This window comes from Actinomadura xylanilytica, assembly GCF_030283145.1.
GTDB classification, from domain to species: Bacteria; Actinomycetota; Actinomycetes; order Streptosporangiales; family Streptosporangiaceae; genus Spirillospora; species Spirillospora xylanilytica.
The window spans coordinates 1,511,979-1,528,409 of sequence record NZ_JASNWE010000001.1; the positions used below are offsets into that span (position 1 = coordinate 1,511,979).

General features: G+C 71.9%; 15 protein-coding genes. 8 read left to right on the plus strand and 7 right to left on the minus strand.

The annotated features are described in order from the left end of the window. Positions 1–97: 97 nt before the first annotated feature. A complete protein-coding gene (locus QP090_RS07015) occupies positions 98–517 on the minus strand; it encodes a roadblock/LC7 domain-containing protein (protein ID WP_285937680.1) in 420 nt (139 codons plus the stop codon). Positions 518–763: 246 nt separating this feature from the next. Here QP090_RS07015 and QP090_RS07020 point away from each other — a divergent pair, with 246 nt between their 5' ends. Beyond that, a complete protein-coding gene (locus tag QP090_RS07020) occupies positions 764–1,609 on the plus strand; it encodes a sirohydrochlorin chelatase (protein ID WP_285937681.1) in 846 nt (281 codons plus the stop codon). Positions 1,610–1,738: 129 nt separating this feature from the next. On the opposite strand, the gene QP090_RS07025 is transcribed toward QP090_RS07020, so the two are convergent. Both QP090_RS07025 and QP090_RS07030 read right to left on the minus strand, forming a co-directional pair. Continuing rightward, positions 1,739–2,533 carry an enoyl-CoA hydratase/isomerase family protein gene (locus tag QP090_RS07025; protein WP_285937682.1) on the minus strand — a complete coding sequence of 265 codons (795 nt, stop codon included), beginning with the start codon at positions 2,531–2,533 and terminating at the stop codon, positions 1,739–1,741. Between the two features lie 4 nt (positions 2,534–2,537). Continuing rightward, a complete protein-coding gene (locus QP090_RS07030; RefSeq protein WP_285937683.1) occupies positions 2,538–3,440 on the minus strand; it encodes an SDR family oxidoreductase in 903 nt (300 codons plus the stop codon). A gap of 260 nt (positions 3,441–3,700) precedes the next feature. Here QP090_RS07030 and QP090_RS07035 point away from each other — a divergent pair, with 260 nt between their 5' ends. Further along, positions 3,701–4,792 carry an NAD(P)H-dependent amine dehydrogenase family protein gene (locus QP090_RS07035; protein ID WP_285937684.1) on the plus strand — a complete coding sequence of 364 codons (1,092 nt, stop codon included), beginning with the start codon at positions 3,701–3,703 and terminating at the stop codon, positions 4,790–4,792. A gap of 75 nt (positions 4,793–4,867) precedes the next feature. Here the strand turns inward: QP090_RS07035 and QP090_RS07040 are convergent, their stop codons facing one another. Continuing rightward, a complete protein-coding gene (locus QP090_RS07040; protein ID WP_285937685.1) occupies positions 4,868–5,527 on the minus strand; it encodes a DedA family protein in 660 nt (219 codons plus the stop codon). A 188-nt stretch (positions 5,528–5,715) separates the two neighbouring features. Between QP090_RS07040 and QP090_RS07045 the strand changes: the two genes are divergently transcribed. The 6 genes from QP090_RS07045 to QP090_RS07070 all read left to right on the plus strand — a co-directional run bounded on the left by QP090_RS07045 (position 5,716) and on the right by QP090_RS07070 (position 13,386). Beyond that, entirely contained in the window at positions 5,716–6,636 is a 921-nt protein-coding gene (locus QP090_RS07045; protein WP_285937686.1) for a glutathione S-transferase family protein, read from the plus strand. 193 nt (positions 6,637–6,829) lie between these two features. Then, the gene (locus QP090_RS07050; RefSeq protein WP_285937687.1) at positions 6,830–7,501 is read left to right on the plus strand and encodes an AIM24 family protein; all 672 of its coding nucleotides are present in this window, start codon (positions 6,830–6,832) and stop codon (positions 7,499–7,501) included. Positions 7,502–7,662: 161 nt separating this feature from the next. After that, entirely contained in the window at positions 7,663–11,391 is a 3,729-nt protein-coding gene (locus QP090_RS07055; protein WP_285937688.1) for a multifunctional oxoglutarate decarboxylase/oxoglutarate dehydrogenase thiamine pyrophosphate-binding subunit/dihydrolipoyllysine-residue succinyltransferase subunit, read from the plus strand. Positions 11,392–11,489: 98 nt separating this feature from the next. Next, on the plus strand, positions 11,490–11,672 hold the full coding sequence (locus QP090_RS07060) for a DUF6104 family protein (RefSeq protein WP_285937689.1): 183 nt from the start codon (positions 11,490–11,492) through the stop codon (positions 11,670–11,672). Between the two features lie 159 nt (positions 11,673–11,831). After that, a complete protein-coding gene (locus tag QP090_RS07065) occupies positions 11,832–12,662 on the plus strand; it encodes a DUF4097 family beta strand repeat-containing protein (RefSeq protein WP_285937690.1) in 831 nt (276 codons plus the stop codon). A gap of 1 nt (position 12,663) precedes the next feature. Continuing rightward, on the plus strand, positions 12,664–13,386 hold the full coding sequence (locus QP090_RS07070) for a PadR family transcriptional regulator (protein ID WP_285937691.1): 723 nt from the start codon (positions 12,664–12,666) through the stop codon (positions 13,384–13,386). A 75-nt stretch (positions 13,387–13,461) separates the two neighbouring features. Here QP090_RS07070 and QP090_RS07075 read toward each other — a convergent pair whose 3' ends face one another. From QP090_RS07075 to QP090_RS07085, 3 genes are all read right to left on the minus strand, one after another. Continuing rightward, positions 13,462–14,430 carry a zinc-binding dehydrogenase gene (locus tag QP090_RS07075; protein WP_285937692.1) on the minus strand — a complete coding sequence of 323 codons (969 nt, stop codon included), beginning with the start codon at positions 14,428–14,430 and terminating at the stop codon, positions 13,462–13,464. A 134-nt stretch (positions 14,431–14,564) separates the two neighbouring features. Next, positions 14,565–15,317 (minus strand): amino acid ABC transporter ATP-binding protein, encoded by a 753-nt coding sequence (locus QP090_RS07080; RefSeq protein ID WP_285938600.1) that lies wholly within the window; start codon positions 15,315–15,317, stop codon positions 14,565–14,567. Positions 15,318–15,433: 116 nt separating this feature from the next. Next, positions 15,434–16,429: an amino acid ABC transporter permease gene (locus QP090_RS07085; RefSeq protein ID WP_285937693.1), complete on the minus strand. Its 996-nt coding sequence runs from the start codon at positions 16,427–16,429 to the stop codon at positions 15,434–15,436. Positions 16,430–16,431 lie beyond the last annotated feature (2 nt).

Here is a 16,431-nt window from a genome sequence, read left to right on the forward strand (position 1 = left end):
TACGGGGGTGTGGCGGAGCCTACTACGTCGCGAGAACGGGCCCGATCGGCGGTCCGGGCCCGTGCCCGCGGCGATCCGGACGGTCACCGGGCCGCGTTCAGGCCCGGTCGAATCCCATCCCGGAGCCCCGCGGGGCGGCCTGCATGTGCCGTCCGACCCGCTTGATCAGCACCGCCATCTCGTAGGCGATGAGACCGGCGTCGGCCTCGCCGGAGGCCAGCACGGCCAGGCAGGTGCCGTCGCCGGCGGCCGTCACGAACAGCAGCAGCGCGTCCATCTCGATGATGGTCTGGCGCACGTTGCCGCCGGAGAAGTGCCGCCCGGCGCCGCGCGCCAGACTCTGCACCCCGGCGGCCAGGGCCGACAGGTGCTCGGCGTCCTCGCGGCCGAGCTCCCTGGACGCCGCGACGGCCAACCCGTCACGGGACAGGATCACCGCCTGCCGCACCGTCGGGAGCCGCTCGGCGAAATCGTTGAGCAGCCAGTTCATCTCACCGCTGGCGGTGTTGTGGATCATCGGGGTTTCCTCATCCCGTGGCGGAGTGAAGGCCGGGAGGGCCGGCGGCAGAGCCGCGGTCCCGGCCGGTCGCGTGCGACGCTTCATCGCGTCTCAGGGCAGGGCGTCCGCAGGACGACAGTTGCCGAAGATCATAGTGTGACCGGGGCGTCGCTGGGCGAAGGTTCACCACATTTCGGGCGATCGGCCCGGTCGAGGGGACGCCGGACTCTCCGGCGCGGCACCGACAGCGTTACCATTCCCGCCGTGAGTCCCGAAAGCCAGGCATCCGAGGCACTTCCGTCGCGGCGCCGCCGTATCCCCCGCGGCGGCCGACATCGCGGCGACGAATCCTTCCTGCTGCCACCCGGCTCCCCCGCCCTCGTACTCGCGGTCCCCGGTACCGCCCGCGGCGCCGGCGCCGCGGTCGCGGCCGAACTCGCCCGGCTCGTCGAGCTGGAGCACACCGGCCAGCCGACCCACCTCGGGTTTCTGGAGGGCGACGAGGCGAGCCTGCGTGCGGTCCTGTCCGGGCTGCGGCAGCAACGTCAGGACGAACCGGCGGCGGTGGTGGTGCCGCTGATCACCGGCCCCGATCCCGCGCGGGAGGCGGCGGTCCGCGAGAGCGTGGCGGCGGCGCCGGTCCCGACGGTGGCCGCCGGCCCGCTCGGCCCGCACCCGCTCCTCGCCGAGGCGCTGCACGACCGGCTCTCCGACGCGGGCCTGGCCCGCGCCGACCGGATCCGGATGATGACGATGGTGACCGCCGTGTCGGGCGTCATCGTGGCCACCCCCGGCGACGCGACGGCGGTCCGGCAGGCCGAGGTGACCAGCGTGCTGCTCGCCTCCCGGCTGGCCGCGCCGGTCTTCACCGCCGCGCTGGACGACGAGGCCGGGGTCAAGGCCGCCGCCGAGCAGCTGCGCACCTCCGGGGCCAGCACGCTCGCCGTGGCGCCCCACCTGATCGGCCCCGAGGCGCAGGGCGAGCGGGTCGCCGCCGCGGCGGCGATCGCGGGTGCCGGCCACTCCGCTCCCCTCGGCGCGCACCCGGCCCTGGCCCGCCTGGCCGCGCTGCGCTACGTCGAGGCCCTGTCGAACGCCCTGGGCGCCTGACCCGGCCCGCGCGGCGGTGCCGCCCTCCGCAGAATTCGAGAGGGCGGCACCCCGGCGCGGACGCGGCCGGACGCGGGCAGGCCACCGTCCGACGCCGGTCGGCCGGACCGGAGCGAGAACGCGGCCGGGTCAGCGGTTTCCGAACTCCGGCGGGCGCTTCTGCATGGTCGCGGCCATGCCCTCGGTCAGGTCCTCGGTGAAGAAGGCCAGCGTCTGGATCCCGGTCTCCACGGCGACCTGCCGGCGCAGGCCCGGCGCGTCCAGCGACATGTTGAGGAGCTCCTTGGTGCGCCGCAGCCCGTACGGCGACTTGGCGAGCAGCTCCGCGGCGAGCGCGTGGGCGCCCTCCAGGTCGCGGCCCTCGTCGGCGAGCTCGGTGACCAGGCCCAGCCGGTCCGCCTCGGTGACGTCCAGCCGCTGCGCCCGGTAGAAGATCTCGGCCGCCTTGGCCGGGCCCACCAGCCGCGGCAGCAGCCACGACAGCCCGCAGTCGCCCGCGGACAGCCCGAGGTCGACGAACGGGACGACGAACCGGGTGGTCGGGTCGGCGACCCGCAGGTCGCAGGCGAGGGCCCAGGAGACTCCCATCCCCGCGACCGGGCCGTGCAGCGCCGCAATGACCGGCTGGGGGATCTCCCGCAGCCGCGCGGTCACCTCGCCGCCGCGTCCGATGCCCCGGTAGATGCGCTGGACGCGGCCCTCGTCGCCGCCGCCGGGGTCGCCGCCCTGGAGGTCCATGCCCGAGCAGAACCCGCGGCCCTCGCCGGTGAGCACGACGACCCTGGTGTCCGGGTCGCGCATCAGCCCGTTGAGGACGTCGAGCATCTCCTCGGTCAGCGCGCCGGTGACCGCGTTGAGCCGCTCGGGGCGGGACAGGGTGACGGTGAGCACCCCGTCCCGCCGGTCGAGCTTGAGATCGCCCATCCGGTCAGGAGGTGAGCTGCTGGATGAGGGGGCCCATCTGCTCGCCCACGCTCTTGAAGACGGTGAGCGGGTCGGCCGCGTTGATCGCCGCCCAGTTGTCGCGGACGGACTCGACCGACAGCGTCTCCTTCCGCCCCCAGCCCGGCCCCTCCGCGACGAAGATCTTGGCGATCCGGCCGCCGCCGACGGTGTAGACCTCGCCCGAGTCCTCGTTGCTCTCGTGCACGAGGAAGGCGACCAGCGGGGTGACCTGGTCGACGCCGAGCTTCTCGGAGAAGTCGGCGGGCAGCAGGTCCTCGGTCATCCGGGTCCAGGCGACCGGGGCGATCGCGTTGGCCTTGATGTTGTACTTGGCGCCCTCCTGCGCGAGCGTCTTGGTGAAGCCCACCAGGCCCATTTTGGCCGTGGCGTAGTTGGCCTGGCCGAAGTTGCCGAACAGGCCCGCCGGGGACGAGGTGTTGACGATGCGGCCGTAGCCCTGCTCGCGCAGGTGCGCCCAGGCGGCGCTCGCCACCAGGAACGAGCCGCGCAGGTGCACGGCGATGACCCCGTCGAACTCCTCGGGGGTCATGTTCTTGAACGACCTGTCGCGCAGGATGCCGGCGTTGTTGACGACGATGTCGATCTTGCCGAAGGCGTCCACCGCGGTCTTGATGATCGCCTGGGCGCCCTCGGGGGTGGCGACGTTGTCGGGGTTCGCGACCGCCTCGCCGCCGTTCTTCTTGATCTCCTCGACGACCTCCTGGGCCGGCCCGGCGGAGGCGCCGACGCCGGACCGGTCCCCGCCGAGGTCGTTCACGACGACCTTGGCGCCGCGCGCCGCCAGCTCCAGCGCGTGCTGGCGGCCGAGGCCGTGGCCCGCCCCGGTGACGACCGCGACCCGGCCGTCGTAGCGCAGTTCCGACATCCCTGTCTCCTCACATCGCACCGACTACGTCCCCCTAGGTAACCACCAAGGGGTTACCCAGTGGTACCACCTAACCGAATCCCGCTCGGCTTTGCCCCCGCCCTCGAAAGTTGCGGCAAATACTGCATTTGACGTGAACCACGGCGTAGTGTCCACACGTCTCCACAGCGCGCCATCGCCCAGCCATCGCCCAGCCGTCACCGGCCGTCGCCGGCCACCGCGGCCGTCGCCGCCGCGAGGAGCACGGAGGACCCGTCCCTATGAACCAGGCCCCCGCGCACCGCCGGTCCGACGGCCGCCCGCTCCGCGTCGTGCAGTGGGCGACCGGCGCGGTCGGCCGCAGCGTGATCCGCGGCGTGCTGGACCGTCCCGGGCTCGAACTCGCGGGCGTCCGGGTGTTCTCCCCCGCCAAGGACGGCGTCGACGCCGGCGTCCTGGCCGGACGCGACCCCATCGGCGTGACCGCCACCACCGACACCGCCGAGATCCTCGACCTGGACGCCGACTGCGTCGTGCACGCCCCCGGGCAGCTCGGTCAGCCGTACGGCGACCTCGACACGGTCTGCGCGCTGCTGGCCTCGGGCAAGAACGTCATCTCCCTGACCGGCCTGGTCTACCCGTACGCCCAGGGCCCGGGACTGGTGGCCGAACTGGAGGACGCGTGCAAGCGCGGCGGCGGCGTCTCGGTGCACGGCAGCGGCGTCAACCCCGGCTTCATGGCCGACCTCATGCCGCTCGTCCTGTCCCGCCTGTCCCGGCAGATCACCCACGTGTACGCGCGCGAGTGCTCGGACTTCGCCGGGCACCCGTCCTGGCGGATGGTGCACGACATGGTGGGCTTCGCCAAGACCGAGGAGTCGTACCTGCGCTCCCTGCGGCCGGCCCGCACCATGATGCGGGCGGGCTTCGCCGAGAGCCTGCACCTGGTCGCGGCCGGGCTCGGGATCGAACTGGACGAGGTGGACGTCGACGTCGACCACCGGCTGGCCCGCCACGACTTCACCATCGCGGCCGGACGGGTGCCGAAGGGCACCGTCGCGGCGGCCCGGTGGACCTTCAGCGGGCTGGTCGACGGCCATCCGGTGATCACCATCGAGGCGGTGCACAAGGCCGACGCCAGCCAGGTCACCGACTGGGGCGGCCCCGGGTACGCGGTCCGCGTGCACGGCCGCCCGTCGATCACCCTGACCACCGACGAGGACTGGGTCTCCAACGGGATCTCGGCCGCGGCGGCGCACGCGCTCAACGCGATCCCCGTGGTGTGCGCGGCGGCCCCGGGCATCCGGACCTTCCTCGACCTGCCCCTGGTCACCGGCCGCGCGAGCGTCCCCACCCGCGCCACCGCCTTCTGACCCGCCGTGACCCACCGCCGTTCCGGCCACCGCCCTGGACGGGATCCGGAGACCGGGATCCGGCGGGCGGATCGGTCAGGGCCGGGACTGCTCCAGCGGAACCCCCTCGGCCCTGGCGTCCGCCTCTTCGGCGGCCTCGCGCCGGTGCCTGCGGACGCTCCACACGATCAGCGCCACGACCGCGAGGACCGCGAGCCCGATCGCCAGCCCCCGGCCCGCGAGCTTGGCCGCGTGCTCGAACGCCGCCCCGGCGAAGTAGCCGCCGAACGTGAAGGTCGCCACCCAGGCGACGCCGCCGATCAGGTTGTACGCCAGGAACTTCGGATAGGGCAGCTTGGAGCTGCCCACCAGCGCGGGCATCAGCGCCCGCAGCAGCGCGGTGAAACGTCCGATGAACACCGCGAACGCGCCGCGCCGGCGGATGAGGTCCTGGGCCTTGCCGACCTTGGACTCGTGCCGCTTCATCGCCTTGGTCTCCAGCAGCCTGGGCCCGTACCGGCGGCCGATCTCGTAGCCGACCGAGTCGCCCACCACCGCCGCGACCACCGCCACGGCCAGCAGCACCGGCATCGACAGCTTGCCCTGGCTGGCCAGCACGCCGCCGACCACGATCGCGGTCTCGCCCGGGAACACGAACCCGAAGAACAGCGCCGCCTCGGCGAACACCAGGCCGGCGATGAGAAGGTAGATCAGTGCGGGGGGCAGGCCGTCCACCAGGACATTGAAGTTCTCCATCATGGCTCCCCCGCCACCTCATCCCGTCCGGCCCGTACTCGCGGGCCCGCCTGTGTGAGTGCCACCCGGCCGTGCACGCCCGCCGGTGCTGTTTCCACCCGCGCGCAGAGGGTTATCGTATCCGCGAGGGCTCCCGACCCGGATCCCCCGCAAGGACTACCGAGCGTCGACCCCAGGAGGAGCGGGGCATGACCGCACAGGAGATATCGAGCGGCCGGTTCGTCCGCCAGGCCAACCGCTTCACCGGCATGATCACCGCCGACGGCTCCAGCGGGTTCACCGCCGAGCCGGGCCGCTACCGGCTGCTGGTCTCCTACGCCTGCCCCTGGGCGCACCGGACGCTGATCGTCCGCCGGCTGCTCGGCCTGGAAGAGGTGATCGGCCTCGGGGTGGTCGACCCGATCCGCGACGACCGCGGCTGGCGGTTCCCCGAACCCGACCCGGTGACCGGCGCGACGTTCCTGTCCGAGCTCTACCTGGCCACCGACCCGTCCTACGAGGGCCGCTACACGGTGCCGTGCGTCTGGGACACGGTGACCGGCACGATGGTGACCAACGACTTCCCGATGATCACCACCATGATGGAGACCGAGTTCGCCGCCCACCACCGGGACGGCGCGCCCGACCTCTACCCCGAGGCCCTGCGCCCGGAGATCGACGAGCTGAACGAGCTGGTCTACACGACCGTCAACAACGGGGTCTACAAGGCCGGGTTCGCCACCTCCCAGGACGCCTACGAAGAGGCGTTCGACGCCCTGTTCGACACATTCGGACTGCTGGAGGAGCGGCTGGCCGGGCGGCGCTACCTGCTCGGCGACCGGCTGACCGAGGCCGACGTGCGGCTCTACCCCACGCTGGCCCGGTTCGACCCGGTCTACTTCTCCCATTTCAAGTGCAACCTGCGGAGACTCGCCGATCATCCCCATCTCTGGGCGTACGCGCGCGACCTCTACTCGCTGCCGGCCTTCGGCGGCACCACCGACTTCGACCACATCAAGCGGCACTACTACGTGACGCAGCGCAACATCAATCCGTCCGGGGTCGTGCCCAAGGGCCCGCTCCTCGACTGGACCGCCCCGCACGGCCGGGACCGCCTCGGCGGCGCCTGAAGCCCTTTCCCCGACGACTCGAGAACGGCCCGGGGACGGCCCTCCGACGGCCACCGCCCGGCTCGCGGACGCCGCTCGCGGGCCTTTGGATCACAGGACGTCCCGACAATGTTCTGGAACGGTCATACGCGGCCGTTATGCTGACGGGCTCTAAGCCGGAACGCAGTGACAGGACAGGAAAGGCCCCCCGACGATGCGCAGTTCGTTCTTCGGAAACATGGACCAGGGACAGCAGCTCCCCGGCCACTTCGCCCTCCAGAATTCCAAGATGCTCCGGGTCCACCTCAACGGAGACGTCCTGGCGCGCCAGGGGTCCATGGTCGCCTTCCAGGGGCAGATGGACTTCGACTACGAGGGCGCCGGCGGCATCGGCAAGTTCATCAAGAAGGCCGTCACCGGCGAGGGCGTGCCGACCATGCGCGTCAAGGGCCAGGGCCTGCTGTTCGTGGCCAACGACGCCGACGACATCCACCTGTTCTACCTGGAGAACGAGGGGATCACCGTCAACGGCGCCAACATCCTGGCCTACGACGCGCACCTCCAGTCCGACATCCAGCGCGTCCAGGGCGCGGGCATGATGGCGGGCGGCCTGTTCAACACCACTCTGACCGGCACCGGCTGGGTGGCGCTCACCACACACGGCACCCCGGTCATGCTCGACGCGAGCCGCGCCCCGACGTTCGCCGACGGGCAGTCGGCCGTGGCGTGGAGCACCAGCCTCCAGGTCGGCGTCAACCGCACCCTCAAGGCGGGCGCCCTCATCGGACGCGGTAGCGGCGAAGCGATGCAATTGGCCTACCAAGGCCAGGGCTTCGTGCTGGTCCAGGCCAGCGAGGGCCCCACAGTGCCCACGCACTCGCACTGACCTGCGGTGCCGGCCCCCGGGCCGGGGCCGGGCGGAATCGCCGGTTTCCGGGGGTCGAGGGCGGGGGTCGTCCCATGCTGTCCTGGGTGAGGTGGAAGTGCGAGTAGCCTTGACTCGTCTCAGAACTCACCTGCGAGCTGCGGAAGAGGGCGATCTCCGCCGTGTCGACAGAGTCGTCGCAAACTAGTGCCGACCCCAAGAACACAGATTTCGGTGCCAACGAGTGGCTGGTCGACGAGCTGTACCAGAAGTACCTCGAAGACCCGAACTCGGTTGACGAAGCCTGGTGGAACTTCTTCGCGGACTACCAGCCGGACACCCGGCCGTCCGTGACCACCGCCTCCCCGGCGGGTCCCCAGGCCACCGGCGAAGCGGCCCCCCGGGCCGCCAACGGCACCGCGGCGGCTCCGCCGACAGCGACGCCGGCCGGGCCCGCCAAGGCCGCCCCCGCGGCCAAGGCCGGCGGCAAGGCCGCGGCCGGTGCCGCGTCGAAGCCCGCTCCTCCGCCGGTGCCCGCGGGCGCCGAGGAGGTACGGCTCCGCGGCGTCGCCGCGCGTACGGCCACCAATATGGAGTCCAGCCTCACGGTGCCGACCGCGACGAGCGTGCGCGCGATCGCGGCCAAGCTGTTGATCGACAACCGCATTGTGATCAACAACCATTTGAAGCGCGGGCGGGGCGGCAAGGTCTCCTTCACCCACCTCATCGGCTACGCCATCGTCAAGGCGCTGGTGTCGATGCCGGAGATGAACTCCGCCTACACCGAGGTCGACGGCAAGCCGGTGCTGATCAAGCCCGAGCACGTCAACTTCGGCCTGGCCATCGACCTCCAGAAGCCCGACGGGCAGCGGCAGCTCGTGGTGCCGAGCATCAAGGCCGCCGAGACCCTCGACTTCCGCCAGTTCTGGGCGGCCTACGAGGAGATCGTGCGCAAGGCGCGCGGCAACAAGCTGACGCTCGACGATTTCCAGGGCACCACGATCAGCCTGACCAACCCGGGCACCATCGGTACCGTGCACTCGGTGCCGCGGCTGATGCCCGGCCAGGGCACGATCATCGGCGTCGGCGCGATGGAGTACCCGGCCGAGTTCGCCGGCGCCTCGTCCGACACGCTGGCCCGGATGGGGATCAGCAAGGTCATGACGGTGACCTCCACCTATGACCACCGCATCATCCAGGGTGCGCAGTCCGGCGACTTCCTGCGCCGGATCAACCATTTGCTGCTGGGCGAAGAGGACTTCTACGACGACATCTTCGAGGCCCTGCGGATCCCCTATGAGCCGGTGCGCTGGGTCAAGGACATCTCCGCGGGCCACGAGGACGACGTCGCCAAGGTCGCGCGGGTGCACGAGCTGATCCACGCCTACCGGGTCCGCGGCCACCTGATGGCCGACACCGACCCGCTGGAGTACAAGCAGCGCCGCCACCCCGACCTCGACATCCTCCAGCACGGCCTCACCCTGTGGGACCTCGAGCGCGAGTTCGCGACCGGCGGGTTCGGCGGCAAGCCGACCATGAAGCTGCGCGACATCCTCGGCGTGCTGCGGATGGCCTACTGCCGCACGGTCGGCATCGAGTACATGCACATCCAGGACCCCGAGGAGCGCGCCTGGATCCAGGCCCGCGTCGAGGTCCCGCACGACAAGCCGTCGCGCGAGGAGCAGCTGCACGTGCTGCGCCGGCTCAACTCCGCCGAGGCGTTCGAGACGTTCCTCCAGACCAAGTTCGTCGGGCAGAAGCGGTTCTCCCTGGAGGGCGGCGAGTCGGTCATCCCGCTGCTCGACTCGGTGATCTCCGCCGCGGCCAAGGCCGGCCTCGACGAGGTCGTGGTCGGGATGGCGCACCGCGGCCGGCTGAACGTGCTGGCCAACATCATCGGCAAGTCCTACGGGCAGATCTTCGGCGAGTTCGAGGGCAACCTCGACCCGCGCAGCGCGCAGGGCTCGGGCGATGTGAAGTACCACCTCGGCGCCGAGGGCGACTTCGTCGCGAGCGACGGCTCCCGGATCCACACCGAGCTGGTCGCCAACCCCTCCCACCTGGAGACGGTCGACCCGGTGCTGGAGGGCGTCGTCCGCGCCAAGCAGGACCTGCTGGACGTCGGCGAGGCCGGCTTCAGCGTGCTGCCGATGCTGGTCCACGGCGACGCGGCGTTCGCCGGGCAGGGCGTGGTCGCCGAGACCCTCAACCTGTCGCAGCTGCGCGGCTACCGCACCGGCGGCACCGTGCACGTGGTGATCAACAACCAGGTGGGCTTCACCACCGCGCCGGAGTACTCGCGGTCCAGCGTCTACTCCACCGACGTGGCCCGGATGATCCAGGCGCCGATCTTCCACGTCAACGGCGACGACCCGGAGACCTGCGCCCGGGTGGCGCGGCTGGCCTTCGAGTACCGGCAGACGTTCAAGAAGGACGTCGTCATCGACATGATCTGCTACCGGCGGCGCGGGCACAACGAGACCGACAACCCCTCGTTCACCCAGCCGGTGATGTACGACCTGATCGACGCCAAGCGCTCGGTGCGCAAGCTCTACACCGAGGCGCTGATCGGCCGCGGCGACATCACCGTCGAAGAGGCCGAGTCCGCGCTCCGCGACTACCAGGAGCAGCTCGAGCGGGCCTTCACCGAGACCCGCGAGGCGGTCAAGAAGCCGCTGGAGCCGGGCTCGGTGGTCAAGCCCGACGTCGAAGAGCGGATCCCGATCGACCACGGCTCGGCCGGCACGGCGATCTCCGCCGAGACGGTCAAGCGGATCATCGACACCCAGGTCAGCCTGCCCGAGGGCTTCAACGTGCACCCGCGGCTCCAGCCGATCCTGGCCCGCCGCGCCCAGATGGTCGAGGACGACGCGATCGACTGGGCCACCGGCGAGCTGTTCGCGATCGGCTCGCTGCTGATGGACGGCCGCCCGGTCCGGCTGGTCGGCCAGGACACCCGGCGCGGCACGTTCGGGCAGCGGCACTCGGTGCTGGTCGACCGCAAGACGGGCGAGGAGCACACCCCGCTCAAGCAGTTCGGCCAGGGCGTGTCGAAGTTCTACGTGCACGACTCGCTGCTCAGCGAGTACGCCGCGATGGGCTTCGAGTACGGCTACTCGATGACCCGGCCGGACGCGCTGGTGGCCTGGGAGGCCCAGTTCGGCGACTTCGCCAACGGCGCCCAGTCGATCATGGACGAGTACATCTCGTCCGGTGAGCAGAAGTGGGGCCAGCACTCCAGCATCGTGCTGCTGCTGCCGCACGGCTACGAGGGCCAGGGGCCCGACCACTCCTCGGCGCGCATCGAGCGCTACCTCCAGATGTGCGCGCAGGACAACATGACGGTGGTCTACCCGACCACGTCGGCCAACTACTTCCACCTGCTGCGGTGGCAGGTGCTGTCCGGCCGGAACAAGCCGCTGATCGTGTTCACGCCCAAGTACCTGCTCCGGCTCAAGGCGGCCACGTCCACGGTCGAGCAGATCACCCAGGGCCAGTTCCAGCCGGTGATCCCCGAGCAGAACGCCGAGATCGACCCCGCCGGGGTCCGCCGGGTGCTGCTCACCACCGGCAAGATCTACTACGACGTGGCGCAGGCCAGGGACGCCGCCGGTGCCACCGACACCGCGGTGGTCCGGGTTGAGCGGCTTTACCCGCCGCCGGTCGACGAGATCAAGGCCGAGCTGGCCAAGTACCCTGAGGGCACCGAGGTCGTCTGGGTGCAGGACGAGCCGGCCAACATGGGCGCGTGGCCGTTCATGGCGCTGAAGCTGCCGCACCACATCGAGGGCCTGAAGATGTCGCGCGTCTCGCGTCCGGCGTCCTCCTCGCCCGCGGTGGGGTCCAACAAGCTGCACGCGGCCGAGCAGGAGGCCCTGCTGGCCCGGCTGTTCGGCGACGAGCGCAAGTAGGCGGGACCGTTCATCCCGAGGGCTCCGGCGCATCCGCGCCGGAGCCCTCGGCGTCCCGCCCTCCGGGCGGGCCGGCAGAGCGAGGAAGGACCGAGGACGTGTACTTCACCGACCGGGGTGTCGAGGAGCTGGCCGAGCGGCGCGGCGCCGAGGAGGTCAGCCTGGGCTGGCTGGCCGAGCGGCTGCGCGAGTTCGTGGACCTCAACCCCGAGTTCGAGACCCCCGTCGAGCGGCTGGCGACCTGGCTGGCCCGGCTGGACGACGACGCGGACGACGACTGACGCGGCGGGGCGCACCGGCGGGACACGGCGGCGACGAGACGCGATACATCTTGACTTTCACCGGACGCGACATATCGTGTTTACTGTGCAGGACGGCGCCCCTCGCGGGCGGCCGGTCCGTACCCGTGCCGCAGGCGCCCGGACGAAAGGCGAGAGACGATGTCGCGTTGGACGATCGACGAACCCACCACCCTCGGCTTCGACGGCGTGGTCGCGCTCCGGGCCACCCTGATCGCCGGCAGCGTCTCGGTGCTGGCCTCCGGTGACCGGCCCGGCATCCAGGTCGAGGCGCTCGACGGGCCGCCGCTGGTGATCGGGCACGAGGCCGGCATGCTGACCATCACCCACGAGCGGCTCTGGGAGGGCGTGCTGAGCTGGCTGCGCACCCAGAAGTGCCACGCCACCATCACCGTGACCGTCCCGCACGACTGCCCGGTCTCCCTGAACCTGGTCTCCGCCGACGCGGTGGTCAGCGGGACGACCGCGCGCACCTCCGTCAAGAGCGCGTCCGGCAACGTCGTCCTCGACGGGGTGCACGGCGACATCGACGCCAACACCGTCTCCGGCGACGTCGAGGTGCAGGGCCCGGCCAGGCGGATCACGTTCACCTCCGTGTCCGGCGACCTGACCCTGGCCGGCGGGACGGTCGACCGGCTGGCCGCCCGCTCGGCCCGCGGACGGATCGCCGCCGACGTCGGCCTGGCCCGCGAGGGCCGGATCGAGGTCAACACCGTGGCCGGCGAGGTCGCGCTGCGCATCCCCGACCCCGCCGACGCGGAGGTCGCGCTGAACTCGGCCGCCGGCGGCCGGCTGGAGACCTCGTTCCCGGGACTGGACCGGCGGGACCGCTCGGTCTCCCGCGCCGTCACCGGCAGGCTCGGCGCCGGGACGGGCCGGGTGTCGGTCAACACCGTGTCCGGCGCCGTCGCGCTCCTCGGCCGGCCCCGGGACGACTCCCCCGAGATCACCACCCCTGGAATGGAGAAGTGAGTTGAGCCCCGTCTTCGGCCACGGCCGCCTTCGGCTGTACCTGCTCAAGCTGCTGGAGGAGAGCCCGCGGCACGGCTACGAGGTGATCCGGCTGCTCCAGGACCGCTTCCTCGGGGTCTACTCGCCCTCCCCCGGCACGATCTACCCGCGGCTGGCCCGGCTGGAGTCCGAGGGCCTGGTCAGCCATGAGGTGATCAAGGGCAAGAAGGTGTACTCCCTGACCGACAAGGGCCGGGAGGAGCTGGAGCGCCGGATGGACGAGCTGGCCGACCTGGAGGAGGAGCTCTCGGCGTCGGCGCAGGAGTTCGCCCGCGGCGTCCAGGAGGACGTGCGGCAGACCGTCCGGTCGCTGCGCGAGGAGCTGACCCAGGCGGCGCGCACGATGCGCGACCAGGGCAAGGCCACCTCCAAGGACACCTGGAAGGAGACCACCGAGCGCCAGAAGGACGAGTGGCGCCGGCAGAAGGACCACTGGCGCGAGCAGACGCAGGCGTGGAAGGAGGAGTGGCGGCGCAACTGGGAGGAGGCGTGGAAGACCGCCACCGGCACCAAGGACGACCTCGCCCGCCTCAAGCTGGAGCGGCTGCTCGGCCGGTTCGTCGAGGACGTCCGCGAGCAGGCCAGGGAGGCGCGGCTCGGCGAGGACGACCTGGCCACCGCCGAGACCCTCCTCGACGCGACCCGCGAGCGCCTCAAGAAGGAGATCTTCGACCGCGACCGCTGACCGGCGGCCGGGACGGGCGCCCGGCCGCCGGGACGGGGCGACGGGCCCGGCCGGGGCCGCGGCCGGTGACCGCGGTCAGGGGGTGAAGACGACCTTGCCGAACAGGTCGCCCTCCGCCATCGCGGCGAAGCCCTCCCGGGCCCGGCTCAGCGGCAGCGTGCGGTCGATCAGCGGACGGGTGCCGGTCTTCACCAGGAACCGCGCCAGCCGTTCGAGCTGCGCCCGCGTCCCCATGGTGGAGCCGACCACCGAGAGCTGGAGGAAGAACAGCCGGTTGAGCTCGGCCGGCGGCACCTGGCCGCTGGTCGCGCCGGACACCACGATCCGACCGCCGGGCCGCAGCGACTTCAGCGAGTGCGACCAGGTCGCCTGGCCCACCGTCTCCATCACCGCGTCGACCCGCTCGGGCAGCCGGGCGCCGGGCTCGAACGCCGCGTCCGCCCCGAGCTCCACGGCCCGCTTGCGCTTGGCCTCGTCCCGGCTGGTCGCGTAGACGCGGTAGCCGGCCGCGGCGGCGAGCGCGATCAGCGCGGTCGCCACGCCGCCGCCCGCGCCCTGCACCAGCACGGTCGAGCCGGGCTGGAGGCCGGCCTTGTCGAACAGCATCCGGTACGCGGTCAGCCACGCGGTCGGCAGGCAGGCCGCCTCGGCGAACGACAGCCCGGACGGCTTGGGCACCAGGTTGCGGCGCGGCACCGCGACCTTCTCGGCCAGCGCGCCCTGGTGCAGCTCCGACAGCAGCGAGCGCTTGGGGTCGAGGGTCTCGTCGCCGCCGCCGCGCTCGGGGTCGCCGATCACCGCGTGCACGATGACCTCGTTGCCGTCCTCGTCGATCCCGGCCGCGTCGCAGCCGAGGATCATGGGGAGCCGGTCCGCGCTCAGCCCGACGCCCTTGAGCGACCACAGGTCGTGGTGGTTGAGCGCGGCGGCGCGGACCGTGACGGTGGTCCAGCCGTCCGGGACCTGCGGGTCGGGGCGCTCGCCGAGCGTCAGCCCGGTCAGCGGATCGTCTGCGTCGATGTGCGTAGCCGTGACAGCGAACATGCCCGCACCCTACGACGTCCGGCCCCGGCGCGCGGAGGCCGCCTCCCGCCGGGAGCGGCCCGCCCCCGTGCGGACGGGACGGACGCGAGCCGCTCCGGCGAACGCCCGCGGGCCGCTCGGCCCCGGGCCCCGGGCTACAGGACCTTGGAGAGGAAGTCCCTGGTCCGCGGGTGCTGCGGGTTGGCGAGGACCTCGCGCGGGAGGCCCTTCTCCACCACCGCCCCGTCGTCCATGAAGACCAGGGAGTCGCCGACCTCGCGCGCGAACCCGATCTCATGGGTGACCACGACCATGGTCATCCCGTCCAGGGCGAGCTGCTTCATCACGCCCAGCACGTCGCCGACCAGCTCGGGGTCCAGCGCCGACGTCGGCTCGTCGAACAGCATCAGCGCGGGCTCCATGGCGAGCGCGCGGGCGATGGCCACCCGCTGCTGCTGCCCGCCGGACAGCTGCGCGGGGTACCCCTGGGCCTTGTCGGCCAGCCCGACCCGGTCGAGCAGCTCCATCGCCCGCTCGCGCACCTGCGCCTTGGGCTGTCGCTTGACCGCGCACGGCGCCTCCATGATGTTCTCCAGCGCGGTCATGTGCGGGAAGAGGTTGAACCGCTGGAACACCATGCCGATCTCGCGGCGCTGCGCCGACACCTCCCGGTCGCGCAGCTCGTGCAGCCGGCCGCCCTTCTCCCGGTAGCCGACCAGGTGGCCGTTCACCCAGAGCCGGCCGGCGTCGATCTTCTCCAGGTGGTTGACGCAGCGCAGGAACGTCGACTTGCCCGAGCCCGACGGCCCGATCACGCACATCACCTCGCGCGGCCTGACCTCCAGGTCGACGCCCTTGAGCACCTCCAGCCGGCCGAAGCTCTTGTGCACCTGCTCGGCCTTGACCATCAGGCCGTCTCCGGGCGGCGGGGCGTCCCCGCCCAGTGCGGCGGCCCCGCCCGGCGCGCCGGTTCCGGCCGGTGGGGTGCCCTCGGCCGGCGGGGTGTCCCGCCCGGTGGGCTCGCTCATGCCTCGGCTCCCGTCCCGCCGCCGGTCCCGGTGCCACGGGCCGGCCACGGCCTCCGCCTCCGCCGCCGCGGCCGGGCGGACCCGGCCGTGCCGCGGGCGAAGTGCCGTTCGATGAAGTACTGCCCCAGTAGCAGCACGCTGGTGATCGCCACGTACCAGCCGACCGCCGCGACCAGCATCGGGAACGGGTGGAAGGTGCGGTTCCCGACCGCCTGGAGGCGGAAGAACAGCTCGTTGGTGACCGGCACGAACGCCACCAGCGAGGTGTCCTTGAGCATCGCGATGGTCTCGTTGCCGGTCGGCGGGATGATCACCCGCATCGCCTGCGGCAGCACCACCCGGCGCATGATCCGCAGCCGGGACATGCCGAGCGCGGCGGCGGCCTCGTGCTGGCCGGGGTCGACCGACATGATCCCGGCCCGGACGATCTCGGCCATGTAGGCGGCCTCCGACAGCGCCAGCGCCAGCAGGCCCGCCATGAAGCCGGTCAGGAACGTCCGGGTGTCGATGCTGAACAGCGTCCCGTCGATGTCCACGCCGAGCAGGTCGGCGAGCTGCGCGTCGAAGGGCAGCCCGAACTCGATCTCGGTGTAGAGGATCGCCATGTTGCCGAACAGGATCGCCAGCACCAGCCGCGGCGCCGCCCGGAAGAACCAGGTGTAGAGCCACGAGACCCCGCTGACCAGCGGGTTCGGCGACAGCCGCATCACCGCCAGGACGACGCCGAGGACGATGCCGATCACCATCGCCAGCACGGTGAGCAGCACCGTGGTGCGGACGCCCTCGATCACGCTCGGCCGGAACGCGTTGTCGACGATGAAGGCCCAGTCGAACGCCTTGTTCGTGACCAGCATGTGCACGAACATCGCGGCGAGCACGAGCAGGACGGCGCAGGCGGCCCAGCGGCCGGGGTGCCGGACGGGCACGGCCTTGATGGCCTCCGGCCGCGCCCGTCCCCCCGCCGGCCCGCCCGTCTTGGTCAGGTCGGCCATCG

Excerpts from the sequence above, each read along its gene's own strand:
- QP090_RS07065 (WP_285937690.1), top strand. The coding sequence starts at position 11,832 with ATGTCGCGTTGGACGATCGACGAACCCACCACCCTCGGCTTCGACGGC.
- QP090_RS07035 (WP_285937684.1), top strand. The coding sequence starts at position 3,701 with ATGAACCAGGCCCCCGCGCACCGCCGGTCCGACGGCCGCCCGCTCCGC.
- QP090_RS07080 (WP_285938600.1), bottom strand. The coding sequence starts at position 15,317 with ATGGTCAAGGCCGAGCAGGTGCACAAGAGCTTCGGCCGGCTGGAGGTG.
- QP090_RS07030 (WP_285937683.1), bottom strand. The coding sequence starts at position 3,440 with ATGTCGGAACTGCGCTACGACGGCCGGGTCGCGGTCGTCACCGGGGCG.
- QP090_RS07045 (WP_285937686.1), top strand. The coding sequence starts at position 5,716 with ATGACCGCACAGGAGATATCGAGCGGCCGGTTCGTCCGCCAGGCCAAC.
- QP090_RS07050 (WP_285937687.1), top strand. The coding sequence starts at position 6,830 with ATGCGCAGTTCGTTCTTCGGAAACATGGACCAGGGACAGCAGCTCCCC.
- QP090_RS07085 (WP_285937693.1), bottom strand. The coding sequence starts at position 16,429 with ATGGCCGACCTGACCAAGACGGGCGGGCCGGCGGGGGGACGGGCGCGG.
- QP090_RS07040 (WP_285937685.1), bottom strand. The coding sequence starts at position 5,527 with ATGGAGAACTTCAATGTCCTGGTGGACGGCCTGCCCCCCGCACTGATC.
- QP090_RS07015 (WP_285937680.1), bottom strand. The coding sequence starts at position 517 with ATGATCCACAACACCGCCAGCGGTGAGATGAACTGGCTGCTCAACGAT.
- QP090_RS07075 (WP_285937692.1), bottom strand. The coding sequence starts at position 14,430 with ATGTTCGCTGTCACGGCTACGCACATCGACGCAGACGATCCGCTGACC.
- QP090_RS07025 (WP_285937682.1), bottom strand. The coding sequence starts at position 2,533 with ATGGGCGATCTCAAGCTCGACCGGCGGGACGGGGTGCTCACCGTCACC.